Below are 17,099 nucleotides of genomic sequence, written 5' to 3' on the forward strand. Positions count from 1 at the left end.
CCCGCCGCCCGCCGCCCGCCGCCCGCCGCAAGATCCTCACAACTTCGGTGAAGTTGCTGTCTCAGCGCGCCAGGAAGCAGCACTTTCCCCGAAGTCGCGCGGGCCGTGGTTCGTGCGCGCGGGAGGTCGCCCTACTCGCGCAGTTGTGGTGGGTCGGGCACGGCCAGCAGGGATGACAGCCGGCGGATCCGGGTCAGAGTGAGCGCGGCGACGGCCACCGTGACGGCGGCGACCACGCCGAAGATCAGCGCGAAGCCCTCGTTGTCGGCGGTGAGCAGGGCGAGCAGGATCAGCCCGAGGGAGATGCCCAGGATGGCCAGCAGCGCCGCCCAGGTGGCCCGCCGCTGCCCCGCGAGGTACGTGGGCAGATCGGCCCGTACCGCGTCGTCCTCGGGCACACTGCCGGTACGCAGTGCCTGGCTTAGCGCGTACCCCTCGGGATCCTGGCGGGCATTCTGCTGGTCCGCCGCCCGCCTGCCCACGTACAGCGCCGGGCCGACCGAGACGAGGTTCAGGGCGGCGCCCAGCACGGCCTCGACAAGTGACTCCTGTCGGTCGAAGAGCCAGCGCACCGGCAGCCCGATGACCACCGTCATCGGCACCCAGTAGATCGCCATGAGCTGCAAGCCGGGCGCCCGATTGAGGAACCGCTTCCATCTCTCACGACGCCCGGCGGCCACCGCGGGCGCATCCGCGCGACGCTCCTCGTTGTCAACGTCCATCGACCCTCGATACCCACCGGCGCGGTCCAGAACGCACCGTCGAACATGGACAATTTCCGTTCGCGCCGAACGGAAACTGTCCACGATCCGTGTCGGTCAGCCGGCCATCACCCGCTGGTGCAGCGCGGAGACCGCCGAGCGGGCCGCCACGAACGCGCCGTGCTGCCAGGCCACCTCGTGGCTCAGCCAGTCCCCGGCGAAGTAGACCCGCCCCGCCGGCTGGAGCAGCAGGTTGTATCCGGGCGTGCCGTACCGGGGCGAGGTCCAGGCGCCCTCGATGTAGCGGGTCCGGTCCCAGGCGTGCGAGTACGAGGTGGCCAACTCGGTGCGGTACTTGTCACCGTGGATCTTCACACCCTGGCTGACGGCGCGCTCGCTGCGCTGCTCCGGCGCGAGCCCGCTGTACGCCCTGGCGTTCGCCCCGGTGTTGTAGTAGCCGACGACCAGGCCGCGCCTGCCGTGGAAGCCGTGCGACGGGTACCAGATGTGCGACAGGTCCAGGTCGGTCTCGGTGATGCCGCCGTAGATCCGCTGGTCGGTCTCCCACCAGCGGCTGCGGTATTCCAGGCCGATCTTTCCGGCGGCGGTGACCGGGAAGTCGGCCAGGGCCGCGGTCACCTCGGCGCCGAGATTGTGTGGCACCCGGGCCATCAGGTGCGGCGGCAGCGCCGCCACGCAGTAGTCGGCGGTGATCTGCGACTGCCGGCCACCCTGCCGGTAGGTCACCTCGACCCGGCTGCCCCGGTCGGTCACCCCGGTCACCTCGGCGTTGAGGCGTACCCGTCTCGTGCCCACGGCCTTGGCCAGGGCGCGCGGGATCTGGTCCATCCCGCCGACCGGCTGGAACATCAGCATGGCCTGGTCGTAGCCGAGCTCGAACGAGAAGTACCTGCCCACGTTGCTGGCGAAGACGTCGGAGAGCGGCGGCGGCGAGCCGAGCAGGGCGCCCACGTCGTTGCCCGCACCCGGATACCCGGAGAACCCGCGCCGGTTGGTCCCCGTGTACGCCCACTCGCCGGCCCGCCCGCCGATCGCGCCGAAGCTCTGCAGGAACGACAGCAGCCGGTCGCGGTCGTCGGTGGTCAGCCGGCTGTCCAGCGCACCCTGGTCGGTGGCCTTCGCGAGCAGTTCCGAGACGTAGCCGTACACGTCCGCCTTGGCGGTGCGGTACCGGATCGGCTCGGTCATCCCGGCGGACTCGTTGTAGATCCAGGCGTCGGCGTTCTGGTTGGTGAAGACCTCGATGGGTACGCCGAGTTCCCGGCAGTAGTCCATGGTGACCATCCACTGGGCGATCCGACCCGGCCCGGCGTTGAAGTAGACCCCGTCGGAGAAGCCGGCCCGCTGGGTGCGTCCGTCGAGGTCGGTCTCGACGTCGCCACCGCGGATGGTCAGGTTCCGCCCACCGACGCGGTGCCGGGCCTCCAGGATCGTGCAGTCATAGCCTGCCTTGCCCAACTCGTACGCGGTGGTGAGCCCCGCGATGCCGCCGCCGAGGACGACGACGCTGGCGCCCGACCGCCCGGTGAGGGTGAAGTCAGATCGCTCCGGCGCCCGGAATGAGGGGAGCACGGATCCGGCCGCGCTGGGAGCGAGCCCCATGGCGCCCATCGTGGCGAGCATCGCGCCGGCACCGCCGCTGACCCCGACCGCCCGCAGGAACCCACGCCGGCTGACCATCGACTGTGTCTGATCGCTCATAACGGCCTCCCCTACAAGATCGACTCGCATGAGTCTGCAGAGGACCTGTTACGCGCGTCGCGCATTGTCGTTTCTGGCGGGTATCGCCTCGATACCCGACCGCTGTGGCACTTTTCGACAGGCCGTCGGTCAGCTACTCGGGCAGGGCGCGGGCGACGACGGTGAGGTCGGCGACCAGCCCTTCGTACGCCTTGTCCTGATCGTCGGCCCGCAGCACCGCGGACGGGTGGATGGTGGCCAGCAGTCGCGCCGTCGGCACGTCGGCACGCTTTCCGGAGTTGTCCACCGGCACCCGCTGGAAGTCCTCCGGGTGCTGTGCCGACTCGGGCCAGGGCAGCAACTCACCCCGCTGCCGGGTGACCCGGAAGGACGGGCCGAGCAGCGCCTTGGCGGCGGTGGCGCCGAGCACCACCACGACCTCCGGACGCAGCCGGGCGAACTCGCCGACAAGCCAGGGCCGGCAGGCGGTGATGTGCACCTGGTCCGGCGTCTGGTGGATCCGCCGCTTGCCGCGTAGAGAGAACCGGAAGTGCTTCACGGCGTTGGTCAGGTAGAGGTGACCCGGCTCCAACCCGGCGTCGTCGACGGCACGTCGCAGCAGCCGTCCGGCCGGGCCGACGAACGGCAGCCCTTTCTGGTCTTCCATGTCACCGGGCTGCTCACCGACGAGCACCACCTGGGCGCTCTCGTCGCCCCGACCGAAGACCGTCTGCGAGGCGTCGCGGTACAGCTCGCAACCCCGGCAGCCACCGGCCGCGATGCGCAGGTCATCGATGGTGTCAGCGTCGGGCGGGATGAACCGCTGGGCGCCCGGAGCGCTCCCGGTCTGCTCGGCCATGCCGACTGTTATATACCCGTCAGGCACCCCGCGCCCGGTACGTCCACGGCGCGGTGCCGCGACACGGCGCGGCACCCCGACCCGTCGCGGTACCGCGACGCGGTGCCCCGACACAACGCGGTACCGCGACGCGGCGCGCCCTCGACGGCGGCGCGACGCGCCCCGGCCACGCCAGGTGGTCGGCGCCGCGGTGCCACCCCACAGGCGTCAGTACCCGTTACCTCCGCCGTCCCCACCGGAAGCGATCGCGATCAGCACGATAATGATGATGATGATCGCCACTGCCACCGCGATCCAGACGCCCTTACGTGCCCCACCTGAAGCCATGACCCCACCTCCGGCGCCCCGCATACCCGCCTTGTCCGCCCCGAATCCCCGCGATCTTGCACTTTCTGCCCGGGCAAACACGGCATTAATCGACATATCGGCGACAGAAAGTGCAAGATCGCGGGGGCCGGGGCGCGGGGCCGGGGCGCGGGGCCGGGTGGGCTACGTCGGGAAACCTCGGGGCGGGGCGGGATTCTCGGCCTGGGCCAGGGCGGCCGCCAGCGGGGCCAGATCCTCGGTGGTCAGGGGGCTGACGCAGATCCGGACAGCGGGTGGCGCGGCGATCCGGTAGAGCGCGCCGGGGGCCACCGCCCACCCGGCGTCGCGCAGGGCGGTGACCACGCTCGTCTCGTCGGACACGGGCAGCCAGACGTTGATGCCGCTGCGGCCGTGTGCGGTCAGCCCGTGCGCGGCCAACGCGGCCAGCAGCCCTTCGCGCCGCCGCTCGTAACTCTGTGCCGCCCGCCCCACCTGCTCGGCGACCACCGGGTCCTGCCAGAGGGCGAGGACCAACCGCTGCAACACGGTGGAGACCCAGCCGGCGCCGACCCGGGTCCGGCCGGTCACCCGGGCCACCGTGGTCTCGTCGCCGACAAGCACCGCGAGCCGCAGGTCCGGGCCGAAGGGCTTGCTCACCGAACGGACGAAGGCCCAACTCGGGGTCGCCCCCGCCAGCGGGTGCAGGGGTACGCGGGCCAGTTCGGCGGCGTGGTCGTCCTCGATCAGCAGCAGGTCCCGCCGACCGGCGAGCAGCGCGCGGAGGGCTTTCGCGCGGGCGGCCGAGACGGCGGCGCCGGTCGGGTTCTGCGCCCGGCTGGTGACCACGAGCGCCCGTGCTCCGGCGGCCAGCGCGGCGGCCACCCCGGCCACACGTGGCCCCTCGTCGTCGAGCGGTACGCCGATCGGGCGCAACCCCAGTGCCGCGACCAGGTCGAGCAGGTTGGCCCAGCCCGGGTCCTCCACCGCCACCGCGTCACCGGGGCGCAGGTGGGCGCCGAGCAGCCGTTCGATGCCGTCCAGCGCGCCGCCGGTGAGGGTGAGTTCCCCGGCCGGTACGCCGTCGGCGCTCAGCCGGGCGCGGGCCGCCTCGGCGAACTCCGGCAACACCCCGGCGTCGGAGTAGCCGACCGACGGGCGGTTGTCGGCGGCGAGGGCCGCCAGGTGCGGGGCCAGCGGCGGGAGCAGCCGGGGGTCGGGTTCGCCGCGGGACAGGTCGCGGGCGCCGGGCAACGGTGGAGGACGCAGCGCGGAGCGGCGGGCGGCCACCGGCGGGCGCGGGCGTACCCGGGTGCCGTGTCGCCCGGCGGTGGCGAGCAGGCCGCGCTGACGCAGGTCCTGGTAGGCGCGGGCGACGGTGGCGGGGCTGACCCCCAGCTCGGCGGCGAGGGCCCGCACGGACGGCAGGGCGGCCCCCGGCGGCAGGGCGTCCGTGCGGATGCCCGACTCGATGCTGGCCGAAATCTCGGCGGCCGTCGTACCACTGAGCTGATAGTGTGCTGACACAAATATTAGATTGTACTAGAACAAAGGGGCGCGCGCATGTATCCACCCACCGCCCGGACCACACCCCACCGCTCCCGCGACAAGATGAGCTACGACCGGGCCGCCGCCCACGCGGTGCTCGACGAGGCGTACCACTGTGCGTTCGGCTTCACCGTCGACGGCCAGCCACGGGTGCTCCCCACCCTGCACGTCCGCATCGGCGACACGCTCTACCTGCACGGCTCCACCGGCAGCCGGCCCCTGCTCGCCGCCCGCGACGACGGGCTGGAGGTCTGCGTCACGGTGACCCTGCTGGACGGCCTGGTCTACGCGCGCTCGCAGTTCCACCACAGCGCCAACTACCGCTCGGTCGTCGCGCTCGGCACCGCCCGACTGGTCACCGACGAGCGGGAGAAGAGCGCCATGCTCACCGCGCTCGTCGAGAAGGTCGGCTCGGGGCGCAGCACGGACACCCGCCCACCCAGCCGGCGCGAGCTGGCCGAGACCGCCGTGCTGGCGCTGCCCCTGCACGAGGTGTCCGTCCGGACCCGCAGCGGCGGGGTCCGCGAGGACGAGGCCGACCTGGACCTGCCGCACTGGGCCGGCGTGCTGCCGTTGCGGCTGACCGCCGGGCAACCCGAGCCGGACGCCGGGGTCACCGCGCCGCTGCCGGCGTTCCTCCGCACGGCCCGCACGCCCTGGCACGATCCGGTGGCACTGCACGGCGAGCACGTCCGGCTGGAGCCGTTGGAGGTGGCGCACGCCGACGAGTTGCACACCGCCACGGCGGACGCGGAGGTGTGGCGGCACCTCAGCGCCGCACTGCCCACCACGCCCGCCGCGACGGCCGAGGTGATCCGCACCGCCCTGGCCGCCCAGCACCGTGGCGAGCGGGTGGCCTGGGTGCAGCGATGCGCGAGGACCGGGGCGGTGGTCGGCACCACGTCCTACTACGAGATCGACCCGCAGCGGCGATCGGTGGGGATCGGGCACACCTTCCTCGGCCGGCCCTGGTGGCGTACCGGGATCAACACCGAGGCGAAGTTGCTGCTGCTCAGCCGGGCCTTCGACGACCTGGACGCGGTACGCGTCGTCTGGCACACCGACATCCGCAACCTTCGCTCCCAGGCCGGCATCGAACGGCTCGGCGCGACCCGGGAAGGGGTGCTCCGGATGCACCGGCAACGCCCGGACGGCTCCTGGCGGGACACCGTGCAGTACGCGATGACCGTCGACGAGTGGCCGAAGGCACAGGCCCGGCTGCGGGAAAGACTTCTGCGAACGGCGCCGGTGGCGTGATGATGGCGGGCGTGCTGGGGATCACCGACATCTGGACGTACGTGCTGGGCACCGTGGCCATCATCCTGCTGCCCGGGCCGAACTCGCTCTTCGTGCTCTCCACCGCGGCCAAACGGGGCGTCGCGGTTGGCTACCGGGCCGCCGGTGGGGTGTTCGTCGGCGACGGGGTGCTGATGTTCCTCTCCGCCGCCGGGGTGGCGTCGCTGCTCAAGGCGTACCCCCCGCTGTTCCTGGTGGTCAAGTACGCCGGCGCCGCGTACCTCGGTTATGTCGGGGTGACAATGCTTGTCGGCGCCGTGCGGCGCTGGCGCGACCGCAACGACCCGAGCACGCCGCGGCTCATCGACGCCGCGGAGCCGGCGGCGATGCGCAGCCCGTTCCGCAAGGCGCTGGTGATCAGCCTGCTGAACCCGAAGGCGATCCTGTTCTTCATCTCGTTCTTCATCCAGTTCGTCGACCCCGGCTACGCGTGGCCGGCGCTGTCGTTCCTGCTGCTCGGGCTGATCGCCCAGGTGACGAGCGCGCTCTACCTCACCGCGTTGATCTTCGCGGGCACCTTCCTGGCCGCCCAGTTCCGCCAACGCCGCCGCCTGGCCGCCGGCGGCACCACCGCCGTGGCAGCCCTCTTCCTAGCCTTCAGCCTCAAACTAGCCACCGCCACCGCCACCTAACTCGGAAGTAGACCTACTTCCTCCCGATTAGGGCCGCTTCGCGCAGCGGAGCGGAGCGGAGCGACTAACCCCCTGCCCCACCCCCACCCTGCCCCTGCCCTGCCCCCGCCCCTGGCGTTGATCATGAGGTTATAGCCACTCGCCCCGGCGTGTCGGGACTACAACTCCATGATCAACGCGGGGGGTGGGGTGGGCGGTGGGTGCGGGGTGGGTGGGGGTGGGGGGTGGGGGCCGCAGGGTGGGGGTTAGTCGCTGTCGCTCCGCTGCGCGAAGCGGCCCTAATCGGGAGGAAGTAGGTCTACTTCCGAGTTAGGGTGGGGGTTAGTCGCTGTCGCTCCGCTGCGCGAAGCGGCCCTAATCGGGAGGAAGTAGGTCTACTTCCGAGTTAGGTGCCGTCTCCGCCGGAGCCGCCTCCGCCGACGCCTGCGCCGCCGGCGGTGCCGCCGAGGCCGTAGCCGGACTGGACCGGCTCGTCCGGGTGGCGGGTGACGTGGGCCGAACCCGCGATCTGCGCGGACCAGTCGGCGTGCGCGGCCGCGGCGGCGTGCCGGTTGATCGCCTGGCGGATCCAGCCGTCGACGGTGGCGACCCAGTCCCGCCGTTCGCTGTCCTCGTGCCAGATCCGGAACCGGCTGATGCTCTGGTGGGTGATCCCGGCCAGCGCCAGCCGGCGATCCATCCAGAGGATCGCCTCCAGACCCGCCGAGTTGGTCACGAAGATCACCTCCAGCTCGGTGATCGGGCCGGCGTAGAGCGGCCCCACCCAGTAGCCCCAGCGCTGGTGCAGCGGCAGGGTGTGCTCCACCCCGGGCAGCCCACCCTCCTGCAACCCGGACTGGCGGATCAGGAAACCCAACGTGTCGAGCGCCGCCAGCACGTGCTGCTGGATGGGGAGCGGGTGCACGAAGACGGGCACCATGGCCCCCTGGTCCAGGTCGGGATCGAGCGACACCTCCGTACGCAGGCCCATCCGCAGGCTCAGCAGCGGCACCCCGCCGAAGGTGGTCACCGGGGTCTCCCACGGCAGCGGCAACGCGAAGTCGACAGCCCGCCGCCGGCCGGCCGGCACGACGAACCGGCCGGCGATCGGCAGGTGGTGAAACTGCATGAGACGCCGGGGGGCGGCCGGGTCGTCCGGTTCGACGGTGGTGACCAGGCCGAGCCGGACGTGTCGCACCAGCACGTCCTCCGGCCCGGCGGCGAGGGTCACCCGCCCCGGCAGGCGCAGGCCCGGCCGGGTGCTCGGGTTGGGCAGCGTGGTCCGCACGGAGAGCCCGGTCCGACCGGACTCCCGGGACACCCCGGTCAGCCGCACCGCACGCCCCCTTCCGGGACGAGGCCCCGCCGGCCCCGCACGGGCAGCGCCTACCCCGTCGAGACGACCTCACGCCCCGCCGACCCGGCCGCACCTCGTAAGTGCGGCCGGGTTGGCGGCTCAGCGCAGCCGCCGCCCGCGCGGCACCATGTCGGTCTCGTCGTCGAACTCGCCGATGACCTCCTCCAAGAGGTCCTCCAGCGCCACGAAACCGATCGGCCGGGCCGGGCCGCCGCCGTTGCGCACCAACGCGAGCTGCGACTGCCGGGCCCGCATCGCCGCCACCGCCTCGGTGACCGAGGACGTCGCGGGCAGGGTGAACGCGGGTGTCATCAGCGACCCCGCGGTGGCGACCCGGCCGGCGGTGACCACCCGCACCGCCTCCCGGACGTGCACCAGGCCGCAGACGTCGCCCGCCTCGTCGAGCACCGCCAGTCGGGACCGACCGCTGTCCCGGCTCACCTGTTCGATCCGCTCGGCCGGGTCGTCCCGACGGACGGTGACCATGGTGGCGAACGGTTCCATCACCTGCGCCACGGACGTGCCCTGCAACTCCAGCATGCTGGTCAGCAACTGGTGCTGCTCCGCGCCGAGCAGCCCGTGCTCGCGGGACTGCTCCAGCAGGATGCGCAGCTCGTCCGGGCCGTGCACCTGGGCGAGCTGATCCTGCTGGTTCACCCCGACCAGCCGCAGGATCGCGTTGGCCAGGGCGTTGAGCGCCGACAGCACCGGCCGGGACACCCGGGCGAAGGCGCGGAAGGGCAGCGCGAGCAGCGTCGCCGAACGCTCCGCGTCGGTGATCGCCCACGACTTCGGTGCCATCTCCCCCACCACCAGGTGCAGGAAGGTGACCACCCCGAGGGCGAAGACCAGGGCGACGAGGTGACTGGCCGCGTCGGGCAGGCCCACCGCGTGCAGCAGCGGGCTGAGCAGGTGCTCGATCGCCGGCTCGGCCAGCGCGCCGAGACCCAGGGTGCACAGCGTGATGCCGAGCTGCGCGCCGGCCAACATCAGCGACAGCTCGCGGACGCCGTCCAGCGCCGCACGCGCGGCCCGTCCGCCGTTCGCCGCCGCCTGCTCCAGGCGGTACCGCTTGCTGGCCACCAGTGCGAACTCGGCGGCCACGAAGAACCCGTTGAGCGCCAACAGGATCACCGAACTGAACAGCGCGATCCCGGGGCTCACGCGACCACCCCCGGCTTGGTCAGCTGCAACCGCACCGAGTCGGCCACGTGCCGGTCCACGGCCAGCACCTCGACAAGCGCCCGGGGCTCGGCGTCGTTGTCCTCGCCGTCCGCGCCCTCGGGCAGCAGGCTGATCTCCAGCCGGTCACCGACCTCCGGCACCCGACCCAGCTCCCGCATCACCAGTCCGGACAGGGTGTCGTACTCCGGGGCCTCCGGCAGGGCGATGCCTGTGCTGTCGGCGACCTCGTCGATCCGCCAGCGCGCCGGCACCACCCAGGACCCGTCGTCCTGCCGGGCCGGTGCCCGGTCGGGCGGGTCGTCCTCGTCCCGGATCGGGCCGACCAGCTCCTCGGCGATGTCCTCCAACGTGATCACCCCGGCGAAGCCGCCGTACTCGTCGACCACGCAGGCCATCTGCCGATGCCCGGACCGCAGCCGGTCGAGCACCGTGGGCAGGGGCAACGTCTCCGGTACGAGCAGCGGCGGCACGGCCACCGCGCTCACCGGGGTGGTGGCCCGCTCCCCCGGGGGTACGCCGAGCACGTCGGCGATGCCGACGACGCCGAGCAGGTCGTCGACGCCCTCCGCACCGCGCACCGGGAAGCGGGAGTGGCCGGTGTCCAGCAGCTCGACCACCCGGCTGACCGGCTCGTGCGCCCGTACGGTGTGCACGTCGACCCGGGGCACCATGGCCTCCCCGGCGGTCAGCTCGCGGAAGTCCAGACCCCGGTCGAGCAGCGTGGACATCTCGGCGTCGAGGCTGCCCTCCTCGCGGGACTCGGCGATGATCTGTTCCAGGTCCGCCGGGGTGGCGCCGCTGGGCAGCTCCTCGATCGGCTCGATGCCGATGCGGCGCAGCAGCCGTACCGAGGCCCGGTCGAAGAGCCGGATCAGCGGCCCGGCGACGGCCAGGTAGATCAGGGTGGATCGGCTCAGGGCCCGGGCCAGTTGCACGGCCCGGGCGATGGCCAGGTTCTTCGGGGCCAGCTCACCGAGCACCATCTGCACGACGGTGGCGATGACCAGGGCCAACGCCACCGACAGCGGCAGGCTTACCGCCTCGCTGACGCCGGCCACGCCGAGCAGGTCGGCGAGGCCACCGCCGAGGTACGGCTCGGCGACGTAGCCGACCAGCAGGGCGGTGACGGTGATGCCGAGTTGTGCGCCGGAGAGCATGAAGGAGAGCCGGCTGGTCACGGTCAGTGCCCGGGCGGCGGCCTGATCGCCGTCGTCGGCGAGCTGGCGCAGCTTGCCCCGGTCCACGGCGACATAGCCGAACTCCTGCGCCACGAAGTAACCGGTGGCGGCGGTGAGCACGATGATCAGAAGAAGGCCGACGACGATCAGCACCTGTCGCTCAGGGCTCCCGAGGTCGTCGGGACGGGGATATGCCGGGCACGACCCGGCTGGCTACTGCTGCCCTCCTGGGCAGAGGAGTCGATCATGCCGCTATTTTATCGGCGCGGCCTGGGACTCCGCTGGGGGTGGGCCGAAGGAGCGAGATGTCCGGTTCGCCAGCCCTCACGCCGGTCCGGTCGAACCGCCGCCCGAGCCCCGTTCAGCGAGCTCGTCGGCGTCGAGCAGACTCCGGTCCAGCCGCCCCGACCGGTACGCGGCCCGCCCGATCATCTGGGCCGCGACCGGCGCGGTCGCCAACTGGAAGACCGCCACCAGCGCGACCATGCCCAGGTCGGACGGCGACCGCAGGCGCAACGCGATGCCCACCAGCAACAGCAGCACCCCGAGCACCTGCGGCTTCGTGGCCGCGTGCATCCGGGACAGCGCGTCCGGGAACCGCAGGACGCCGATCGCGGCGGCCAGGCCGAGCAGCGCGCCGGCCACCAGGCAACAGGCCCCCAGCCAGTCCGCGATCGTCGCGATCACTGCTGCTCCCGCACGGCGAAGCGGACAAGTGACACCGAGCCCACGAAGCCGAGCAGGGAGAGCACCACGAGTACGGGCAGCGTGGTGGCATGCCTGTTGACCGCCGCCTCGGCGCCCACCGCACCGACCATCGTGGCGAGCAGCATGTCCGCGGCGATCACCCGGTCGACGAGCGACGGGCCACGGTAGAGGCGGGCCAGCGCGAGCAGCGCGGTCACCGACAGCAGGGCGGTAAGGACGACGGCCAGGAACGTGGTCACCGGCTTGTTCCCCTCTCGGATCGGTGGGTCTCGACGAGGCGCAGTTCGGCGTCGGAGCCCACCGCGCGGATGATTCGCCGTTCGACGGCGCGGGTGCGTTCGCGGGCCACGTCGAGGTCCGCCGCTCCGTGGGTGTCGAGCACGTGCAGGTAGAGCGTCCCGGAGTCCCGGTCCACCTCGAGGATCAGCGTGCCCGGCACCAACGAGACCGCCTCGGCGGTGAGCGCCAGGTTCAGGTCGGTGGACACCCGCAGCCGGACCGCGATGATCGCCCCACGCGGCCGGTAGCCGGGCTGCACGGCGATGCGGGCCACGTGCAGGCTCGCGCTGACCAACTCGACGACGAACCGGCCGCCGAACACCAGCAGCGCCCCGGGCCGCAGCCGGCCGACGAAGGTGACCGCCGGCAACGGATAGAAGACCAGCACGGCGCCGCCCACCAGCAGGCCGCCGAGCACGTTCGCCCAGGTGATGTCCCCCCAGAGCAGGTTCCAGACCACCACCAGCCACCCGAGCGCCACCACCTGGTCGCGCCAGCGCCCGAGCCGGCCTCGCCCCACCACTGCGGGCGCCGACTCGGGGCCGGTCACGGCGCGCCGCCCGGCAGCACGGCATGCACGTACGGGGTGCGCAGCCGCAGGTCGGCGGCCGCGTCCGCGGTGACGTCGAAGAGCGGACCGGCCAGTACGGTCAACGCCAGCCCGAGGGCGACCAGGGCCACGGTGGCCCCGACCATCAGCTTCGGCAGCCGGACGGCCGGCTCGCTGGTGGCCAGTCGGGGCGCCCGCCAGAAGGCGATGTTCCACACCCGGGACGCCACGTAGAGGGTGAGCAGGCTGGTCAGCGTGCCCGCCGCGACGAGCACCCAGGGCAGCGGACCGCCGGCCTCCACCCCGGCCTGGAGCAGGCCGAGCTTGCCGAGGAACCCGGAGAACGGCGGCACCCCGGCGAGGTTCATGGCCGGGACGAAGAACAGCACCCCGAGCAGCGGCGCCACCCGGGCCAACCCGCCGATGCGGCGTAGGTCGGTGCTGCCGGCGCGCTCCTCGACCAGCCCGGCGACGAGGAACAACGTGGTCTGGATGGTGATGTGGTGCACCACGTAGAAGATCGCGCCGGAGAGCCCGGCGGCGGTGCTCAGCGCCACCCCGAAGATCATGTAGCCGATGTGGCTGACCAGGGTGAACGAGAAGAGCCGCTTCAGATCGGACTGGGCCACCGCGCCGAGGATGCCGATCACCATGGTCAGTCCGGCGACGACCATGAGCAGCACGTCGGCATGCCCACCGGGAAACAGCAACGTCTCGGTGCGGATGATCGCGTAGACGCCCACCTTGGTGAGCAGACCCGCGAAGACGGCGGTGACCGGGGCCGGTGCGGTGGGATAGCTGTCCGGCAGCCAGGCCGACAGCGGGAAGACCGCCGCCTTGATCGCAAAGGCCAGGAGCAACATCAGCTCCAGGGCCAGCCGGACGCCGTCGGGCAGGTCGTCGAGGCGCTGGGCGAGTTGGGCCAGGTTGAGCGTGCCGGTGGCCCCGTACACCAGACCCACACCGGTCAGGAAGATCATCGAGGAGAGGATGCTGACCACCACGTACGTCGACCCGGTCCGGATCCGGGTCTCGGTGCCACCCAGGGTGATCAGCACGAAGCTGGCGGCCAACAGGATCTCGAAGCCGACGAAGAGGTTGAACAGATCACCGGCCAGGAACGCGTTCGTGACGCCCGCGGTGAGCACCAGGTACGTCGGGTGGAAGATCTCCACCGGGCTGGACTCGCTGGACTCGCTGCGACCCTGGCCGACGGAGTACAGCAGCACGCAGAGGGTCACCGCCGACGAGACCACCACCATCAGCGCCGCGAGCTGGTCGGCGACCAGCACGATGCCGACCGGCGCCGGCCACCCACCGACCGCCACCACCACCGGCCCGTGCCGGTACGCCTGCACGAGCAGCACCAGCGCCACGGCGAGCGTGCCGCCCAGGCAGGACACGCTTATCGAGCGTTGGAGCCGGGGTTTCCCGGCCAGCAGCAACGTCAGCGCCGCGCCGAGCAGTGGCACCACCACCGGCAACGGCACCAGCGCGCTCATCACGACTCCTTCCCACGGCGGAGCCGGCGGCGGGCGGGCTCGGGATCGACCTGCTCCGGGTCGCCGTTCGGGCCCTCCCCGCCGTGGTCGACGGCGCCCACCTCGTTGCGCACCGCCCGGCGGATGATCTGCCGGTCCTCCAGGTCGTCGGGCACCTCGTCGTCGCCGGTCAGATACCAACTGCGGTACGCCACCGCGAGCAGGAACGCGCTGAACCCGAAGGTGATCACGATGGCGGTCAACACCATCGCCTGCGGCAGCGGATCACTCATCCGATCCACCGCACCGGTGCCGACGATCGGCGCACCACCCGGTCGCCCACCCAACAGGATCAACAGGTTCACCCCGTTGCCGAGCAGGATCACCCCGAGCAGGATCCGGGTCAGGGTGCGCTCCAGCAGCAGGATCACCCCGCAACCGACGAGCACCGCGACAGCCAGCACCAGCACCAGCGTCGGCCCCGCATCGCTCTCGGTCACTGCTCCCCCTTGTCGACGGCCAGGCCACCGGTGGCCGTTCCGGTGGCCTCGATGTGCCGGTCCACCTCGGCACCGAGGCTGCGCAGGATGTCCAACACCAGCCCGATCACGACCAGGTACACACCGATGTCGAAGAAGATCGACGTGACCAGGTGGGCGTCACCGAGAAACGGCAGCGACCTGTCGACCTTGGCGCTCTCCAGCACCGATCCGCCGACCAGCAGCGCCACCACGCCGCTGCCCACCGACAGGGCCAGCCCCGCGCCGAGGATCGCGCCGGCGCCGATCGGGGCCGCCTCGGTCAACTCGTACCGGCCGCCGGCCAGGTAGCGGACCACCAGGGCGAGACCCGCCACCAAACCGCCGGCGAAACCACCCCCCGGCGCGTTGTGCCCGGAGAAGAGCAGGAACAACGAGAACAGCACCACGGTGTGGAAGATCAGCCGGATGACCACCTCCAACACGATCGAGCGACGTCCCTCGTAGAGGGTGGGACCGCCGCGCAGCCACACCGGCCGGCCGGGCTCGTCGGCCCGCTGATCCGAATCCGGCCGACGCGGTCGCGGCCCGGTCCGGGACCGCTCGAAGATCAGGCTGGCCACCCCGGTCGCGGCCACCACCAGCACCGCCAGCTCGCCCATGGTGTCCCAGGCCCGGATGTCGACGAGTGTCACGTTCACCACGTTGCGGCCGTACCCCTGCGCCACCGCCAGATCGGGGAACGCGGCGGAGATGTCCGGGGCTCGGCGGGCCCCGGCGGCGGTGAGGGCCAGCCCGGCGGCCACCACACCCACCGCCACCCCGATCGCCCGACGGACCCAGCGGGTACGCCGCAACGGGCGGGCCGAGAACCGCTCCGGCAGGCGACGCAGCACCAGCACGAAGACCGCGATCGTCGCGGTCTCCACCAGGAACTGGGTGAGCGCCAGGTCGGGTGCGCCGTGCAGGACGAAGAGCATCGCGGTGCCGTAGCCGGTCATCCCCACCAGCAGCATCGCGGTCAGGCGACGGCGGGCGCCCACCGCCAGCACCGCGGCCACCGCGATCACCACCACGACCACCGGTTGGAGCAGGCTGTCCCAGAGCGGGATCCGGGCCCGCCACGGGCCGGCGGAGAGCATCGCCGCGCCGGGCACCAGCACCAGCGTAACCAGGATGATCCCCAGATACTGCGGCAGCGAGCCGCGCTGGGTCGCGCCGGTGACCTCGATGGCCAGCCGGTCGAACCGGCCCACGATCCACTCGTACCCCTGGTTGCCGGTCACCGGCGACCGAAGCCGGGCCAGCAGCGGGGCCAGCGGTCCCCGCACGGCGAAGAGCGCGCCGCCGCCGACGAGCGCCAGCACGGACAGGCCGAGCGCCGGGGTCGGCCCGGACCAGAGCGCCAGGTGCGCGTCGACCCCACCGAGCAGATCGGCGTACGGACGCAGCAGCTCGTCCATCACGCTCGCGGCCGGGCCGGCGAGCAGACCCACCCCGGCGAGCACCGCCGGCGGGACCAGCAGCGACGCGGCGATCGGGCCGGGCCGGGCCGGTGCCACACCCGGGCGGTCGGCGAACGCGCCCCAGAGGAAACGGGCGCTGTACGCGACGGTGAGCACCGTCCCGGCGACCAGGCCGGTGAGGAGCAGCGGCCGATCGGTGAACGCTCCGAAGACGGCCTCCTTCGCGACGAAGCCGACGAGTGGCGGCACACCTGCCATCGACGCGGCGGCCAGCACCGCGACCACGAACAGCGGCCGGGACCAGTGCCGCAGGCCGGACAGCTCACGTAGGTCACGGGTGCCGGCGCCGTGGTCGATGATGCCGACGACCAGGAACAACGCCGCCTTGAACAGGGCGTGCGCCAGCAGCATCGCGGTGCCGGCCAGGGCGGCGTCCGGGGTGCCCGAGCCGGTCACCGCGACCAGCAGACCCAACTGGCTGACCGTCCCGTACGCCAGCAACAGCTTCAGGTCGGTCTGCCGCAGCGCGGCCCAGCCGCCGAGCAGCATGCTGGCCACGCCGGCGATCTGCACCACCGGGCGCCACGGCCCGACCGTGGCGAGCACCGGCGCGAGCAGCCCGACCAGGTAGACGCCGGCCTTGACCATGGCGGCGGCGTGCAGGTACGCGCTGACCGGCGTGGGCGCCGCCATCGCGACCGGCAGCCAGGAGCTGAACGGCAGCACCGCCGACTTGGACAGCGCGCCGGCCAGGATCAGCAGCACGGCGACCACCAGGTATCCGCCGCCGGGCGGTGCCTCGGCGGCGATCTCCGACCACCGGTAGGTGCCCGCGTGCACGCCGAGCATGATGAACCCGACGAGCATGGCGAGCCCGCCCAGCGTGGTGACCGTCAACGCCTGCGCCGCCGCCCACCGGCTGGACCGCCGCTCGGTGCTGTGCCCGATCAGCAGGTACGAGAAGATCGTGGTGAGTTCCCAGCCGACGTAGAGCAGCAGCAGGTCGTCGGCGAAGACCAGGACGAGCATCGCGCCGGCGAAGGCGACCAGGACCCCGGCGTACTGCGCCAGCCCGCTCGATCCGGTGCTGAAGTAGCGGGCGCTGTAGACGAGCACCAGCGCGCCGACGCCCCCGATCAGCAGCGTCATCAGCCAGGAGAGCGTGGTGAGCCGGAACGCGACGTCGAGGCCCAACTGCGGAATCCACCGGTACGTCTCGACCACCGCCCCGCCGTCCGCGACGGCCGGGGTGCGGGCCAGCGCCCAGCCGAAGGCGGCAGCCGGTGCCAGCGCCAGCGCGTAGCACGCGCCCGATCCCCACCACCGGACGAGCAGGGGTGCGACGAGGGCCGCCACGAGGTGGAGGACGAGCAGTACCAGCACCTGCGCTCCCGATC

Annotated in this window: 15 protein-coding genes; 2 read left to right on the top strand and 13 right to left on the bottom strand. The window is 72.3% G+C overall.

Going from position 1 to position 17,099, the window contains the following annotated elements; translation table 11 throughout:
* Nucleotides 1–131: 131 nt before the first annotated feature.
* The 4 genes from ACPXBU_RS28630 to ACPXBU_RS28645 form a co-directional block, all read right to left on the bottom strand.
* Nucleotides 132–722: a hypothetical protein gene (locus ACPXBU_RS28630; protein WP_425760463.1), complete on the bottom strand. Its 591-nt coding sequence runs from the start codon at nucleotides 720–722 to the stop codon at nucleotides 132–134.
* Between the two features lie 96 nt (nucleotides 723–818).
* Nucleotides 819–2,423: a flavin monoamine oxidase family protein gene (locus ACPXBU_RS28635; RefSeq protein WP_425760465.1), complete on the bottom strand. Its 1,605-nt coding sequence runs from the start codon at nucleotides 2,421–2,423 to the stop codon at nucleotides 819–821.
* A 133-nt stretch (nucleotides 2,424–2,556) separates the two neighbouring features.
* A complete protein-coding gene (locus ACPXBU_RS28640) occupies nucleotides 2,557–3,261 on the bottom strand; it encodes a UdgX family uracil-DNA binding protein (RefSeq protein ID WP_425760467.1) in 705 nt (234 codons plus the stop codon).
* Between the two features lie 489 nt (nucleotides 3,262–3,750).
* Nucleotides 3,751–5,091 (bottom strand): aminotransferase class I/II-fold pyridoxal phosphate-dependent enzyme, encoded by a 1,341-nt coding sequence (locus ACPXBU_RS28645; RefSeq protein WP_425760468.1) that lies wholly within the window; start codon nucleotides 5,089–5,091, stop codon nucleotides 3,751–3,753.
* Nucleotides 5,092–5,127: 36 nt separating this feature from the next.
* Between ACPXBU_RS28645 and ACPXBU_RS28650 the strand changes: the two genes are divergently transcribed.
* A complete protein-coding gene (locus tag ACPXBU_RS28650; protein WP_425760469.1) occupies nucleotides 5,128–6,369 on the top strand; it encodes a bifunctional pyridoxamine 5'-phosphate oxidase family protein/GNAT family N-acetyltransferase in 1,242 nt (413 codons plus the stop codon).
* Nucleotides 6,369–7,040 carry a leucine efflux protein LeuE gene (gene leuE / locus ACPXBU_RS28655; RefSeq protein WP_393375354.1) on the top strand — a complete coding sequence of 224 codons (672 nt, stop codon included), beginning with the start codon at nucleotides 6,369–6,371 and terminating at the stop codon, nucleotides 7,038–7,040. The genes ACPXBU_RS28650 and leuE overlap by 1 nt, the downstream gene beginning before the upstream one ends.
* 385 nt (nucleotides 7,041–7,425) lie before the next feature.
* Here leuE and ACPXBU_RS28660 read toward each other — a convergent pair whose 3' ends face one another.
* The 9 genes from ACPXBU_RS28660 to ACPXBU_RS28700 form a co-directional block, all read right to left on the bottom strand.
* Nucleotides 7,426–8,355, bottom strand: a complete 930-nt coding sequence (locus tag ACPXBU_RS28660) for a sporulation protein (RefSeq protein ID WP_425760470.1) — start codon at nucleotides 8,353–8,355, stop codon at nucleotides 7,426–7,428.
* Nucleotides 8,356–8,475: 120 nt separating this feature from the next.
* Nucleotides 8,476–9,540: a hemolysin family protein gene (locus ACPXBU_RS28665; protein WP_393375350.1), complete on the bottom strand. Its 1,065-nt coding sequence runs from the start codon at nucleotides 9,538–9,540 to the stop codon at nucleotides 8,476–8,478.
* Nucleotides 9,537–10,892, bottom strand: coding sequence for a hemolysin family protein (locus ACPXBU_RS28670; protein WP_393375347.1), 1,356 nt, complete (start codon nucleotides 10,890–10,892; stop codon nucleotides 9,537–9,539). Before ACPXBU_RS28670 ends, ACPXBU_RS28665 begins: the two co-directional genes overlap by 4 nt.
* A gap of 171 nt (nucleotides 10,893–11,063) precedes the next feature.
* Entirely contained in the window at nucleotides 11,064–11,423 is a 360-nt protein-coding gene (mnhG, locus tag ACPXBU_RS28675) for a monovalent cation/H(+) antiporter subunit G (RefSeq protein WP_425760576.1), read from the bottom strand.
* The gene (locus ACPXBU_RS28680; protein ID WP_030489433.1) at nucleotides 11,423–11,686 is read right to left on the bottom strand and encodes a monovalent cation/H+ antiporter complex subunit F; all 264 of its coding nucleotides are present in this window, start codon (nucleotides 11,684–11,686) and stop codon (nucleotides 11,423–11,425) included. The genes mnhG and ACPXBU_RS28680 overlap by 1 nt, the downstream gene beginning before the upstream one ends.
* The gene (locus tag ACPXBU_RS28685; protein ID WP_393375344.1) at nucleotides 11,683–12,276 is read right to left on the bottom strand and encodes a Na+/H+ antiporter subunit E; all 594 of its coding nucleotides are present in this window, start codon (nucleotides 12,274–12,276) and stop codon (nucleotides 11,683–11,685) included. Before ACPXBU_RS28685 ends, ACPXBU_RS28680 begins: the two co-directional genes overlap by 4 nt.
* On the bottom strand, nucleotides 12,273–13,778 hold the full coding sequence (locus tag ACPXBU_RS28690; protein WP_425760473.1) for a Na+/H+ antiporter subunit D: 1,506 nt from the start codon (nucleotides 13,776–13,778) through the stop codon (nucleotides 12,273–12,275). The genes ACPXBU_RS28685 and ACPXBU_RS28690 overlap by 4 nt, the downstream gene beginning before the upstream one ends.
* Nucleotides 13,778–14,257, bottom strand: coding sequence for a Na(+)/H(+) antiporter subunit C (locus tag ACPXBU_RS28695; protein ID WP_425760474.1), 480 nt, complete (start codon nucleotides 14,255–14,257; stop codon nucleotides 13,778–13,780). The genes ACPXBU_RS28690 and ACPXBU_RS28695 overlap by 1 nt, the downstream gene beginning before the upstream one ends.
* Nucleotides 14,254–17,085, bottom strand: a complete 2,832-nt coding sequence (locus ACPXBU_RS28700; RefSeq protein WP_425760475.1) for a Na+/H+ antiporter subunit A — start codon at nucleotides 17,083–17,085, stop codon at nucleotides 14,254–14,256. Before ACPXBU_RS28700 ends, ACPXBU_RS28695 begins: the two co-directional genes overlap by 4 nt.
* Nucleotides 17,086–17,099: the final 14 nt, after the last annotated feature.

The sequence above is a fragment of the Micromonospora sp. DT231 genome (assembly GCF_049847025.1).
In the GTDB taxonomy this organism is placed as follows: domain Bacteria; phylum Actinomycetota; class Actinomycetes; order Mycobacteriales; family Micromonosporaceae; genus Micromonospora.

What these genes read in the sequence shown, in the direction of transcription:
- ACPXBU_RS28630 (WP_425760463.1), bottom strand. Translation starts at nt 722, where the DNA reads ATGGACGTTGACAACGAGGAGCGTCGCGCGGATGCGCCCGCGGTGGCC.
- ACPXBU_RS28635 (WP_425760465.1), bottom strand. Translation starts at nt 2,423, where the DNA reads ATGAGCGATCAGACACAGTCGATGGTCAGCCGGCGTGGGTTCCTGCGG.
- ACPXBU_RS28640 (WP_425760467.1), bottom strand. Translation starts at nt 3,261, where the DNA reads ATGGCCGAGCAGACCGGGAGCGCTCCGGGCGCCCAGCGGTTCATCCCG.
- ACPXBU_RS28650 (WP_425760469.1), top strand. Translation starts at nt 5,128, where the DNA reads ATGTATCCACCCACCGCCCGGACCACACCCCACCGCTCCCGCGACAAG.
- leuE (WP_393375354.1), top strand. Translation starts at nt 6,369, where the DNA reads ATGATGGCGGGCGTGCTGGGGATCACCGACATCTGGACGTACGTGCTG.
- ACPXBU_RS28690 (WP_425760473.1), bottom strand. Translation starts at nt 13,778, where the DNA reads ATGAGCGCGCTGGTGCCGTTGCCGGTGGTGGTGCCACTGCTCGGCGCG.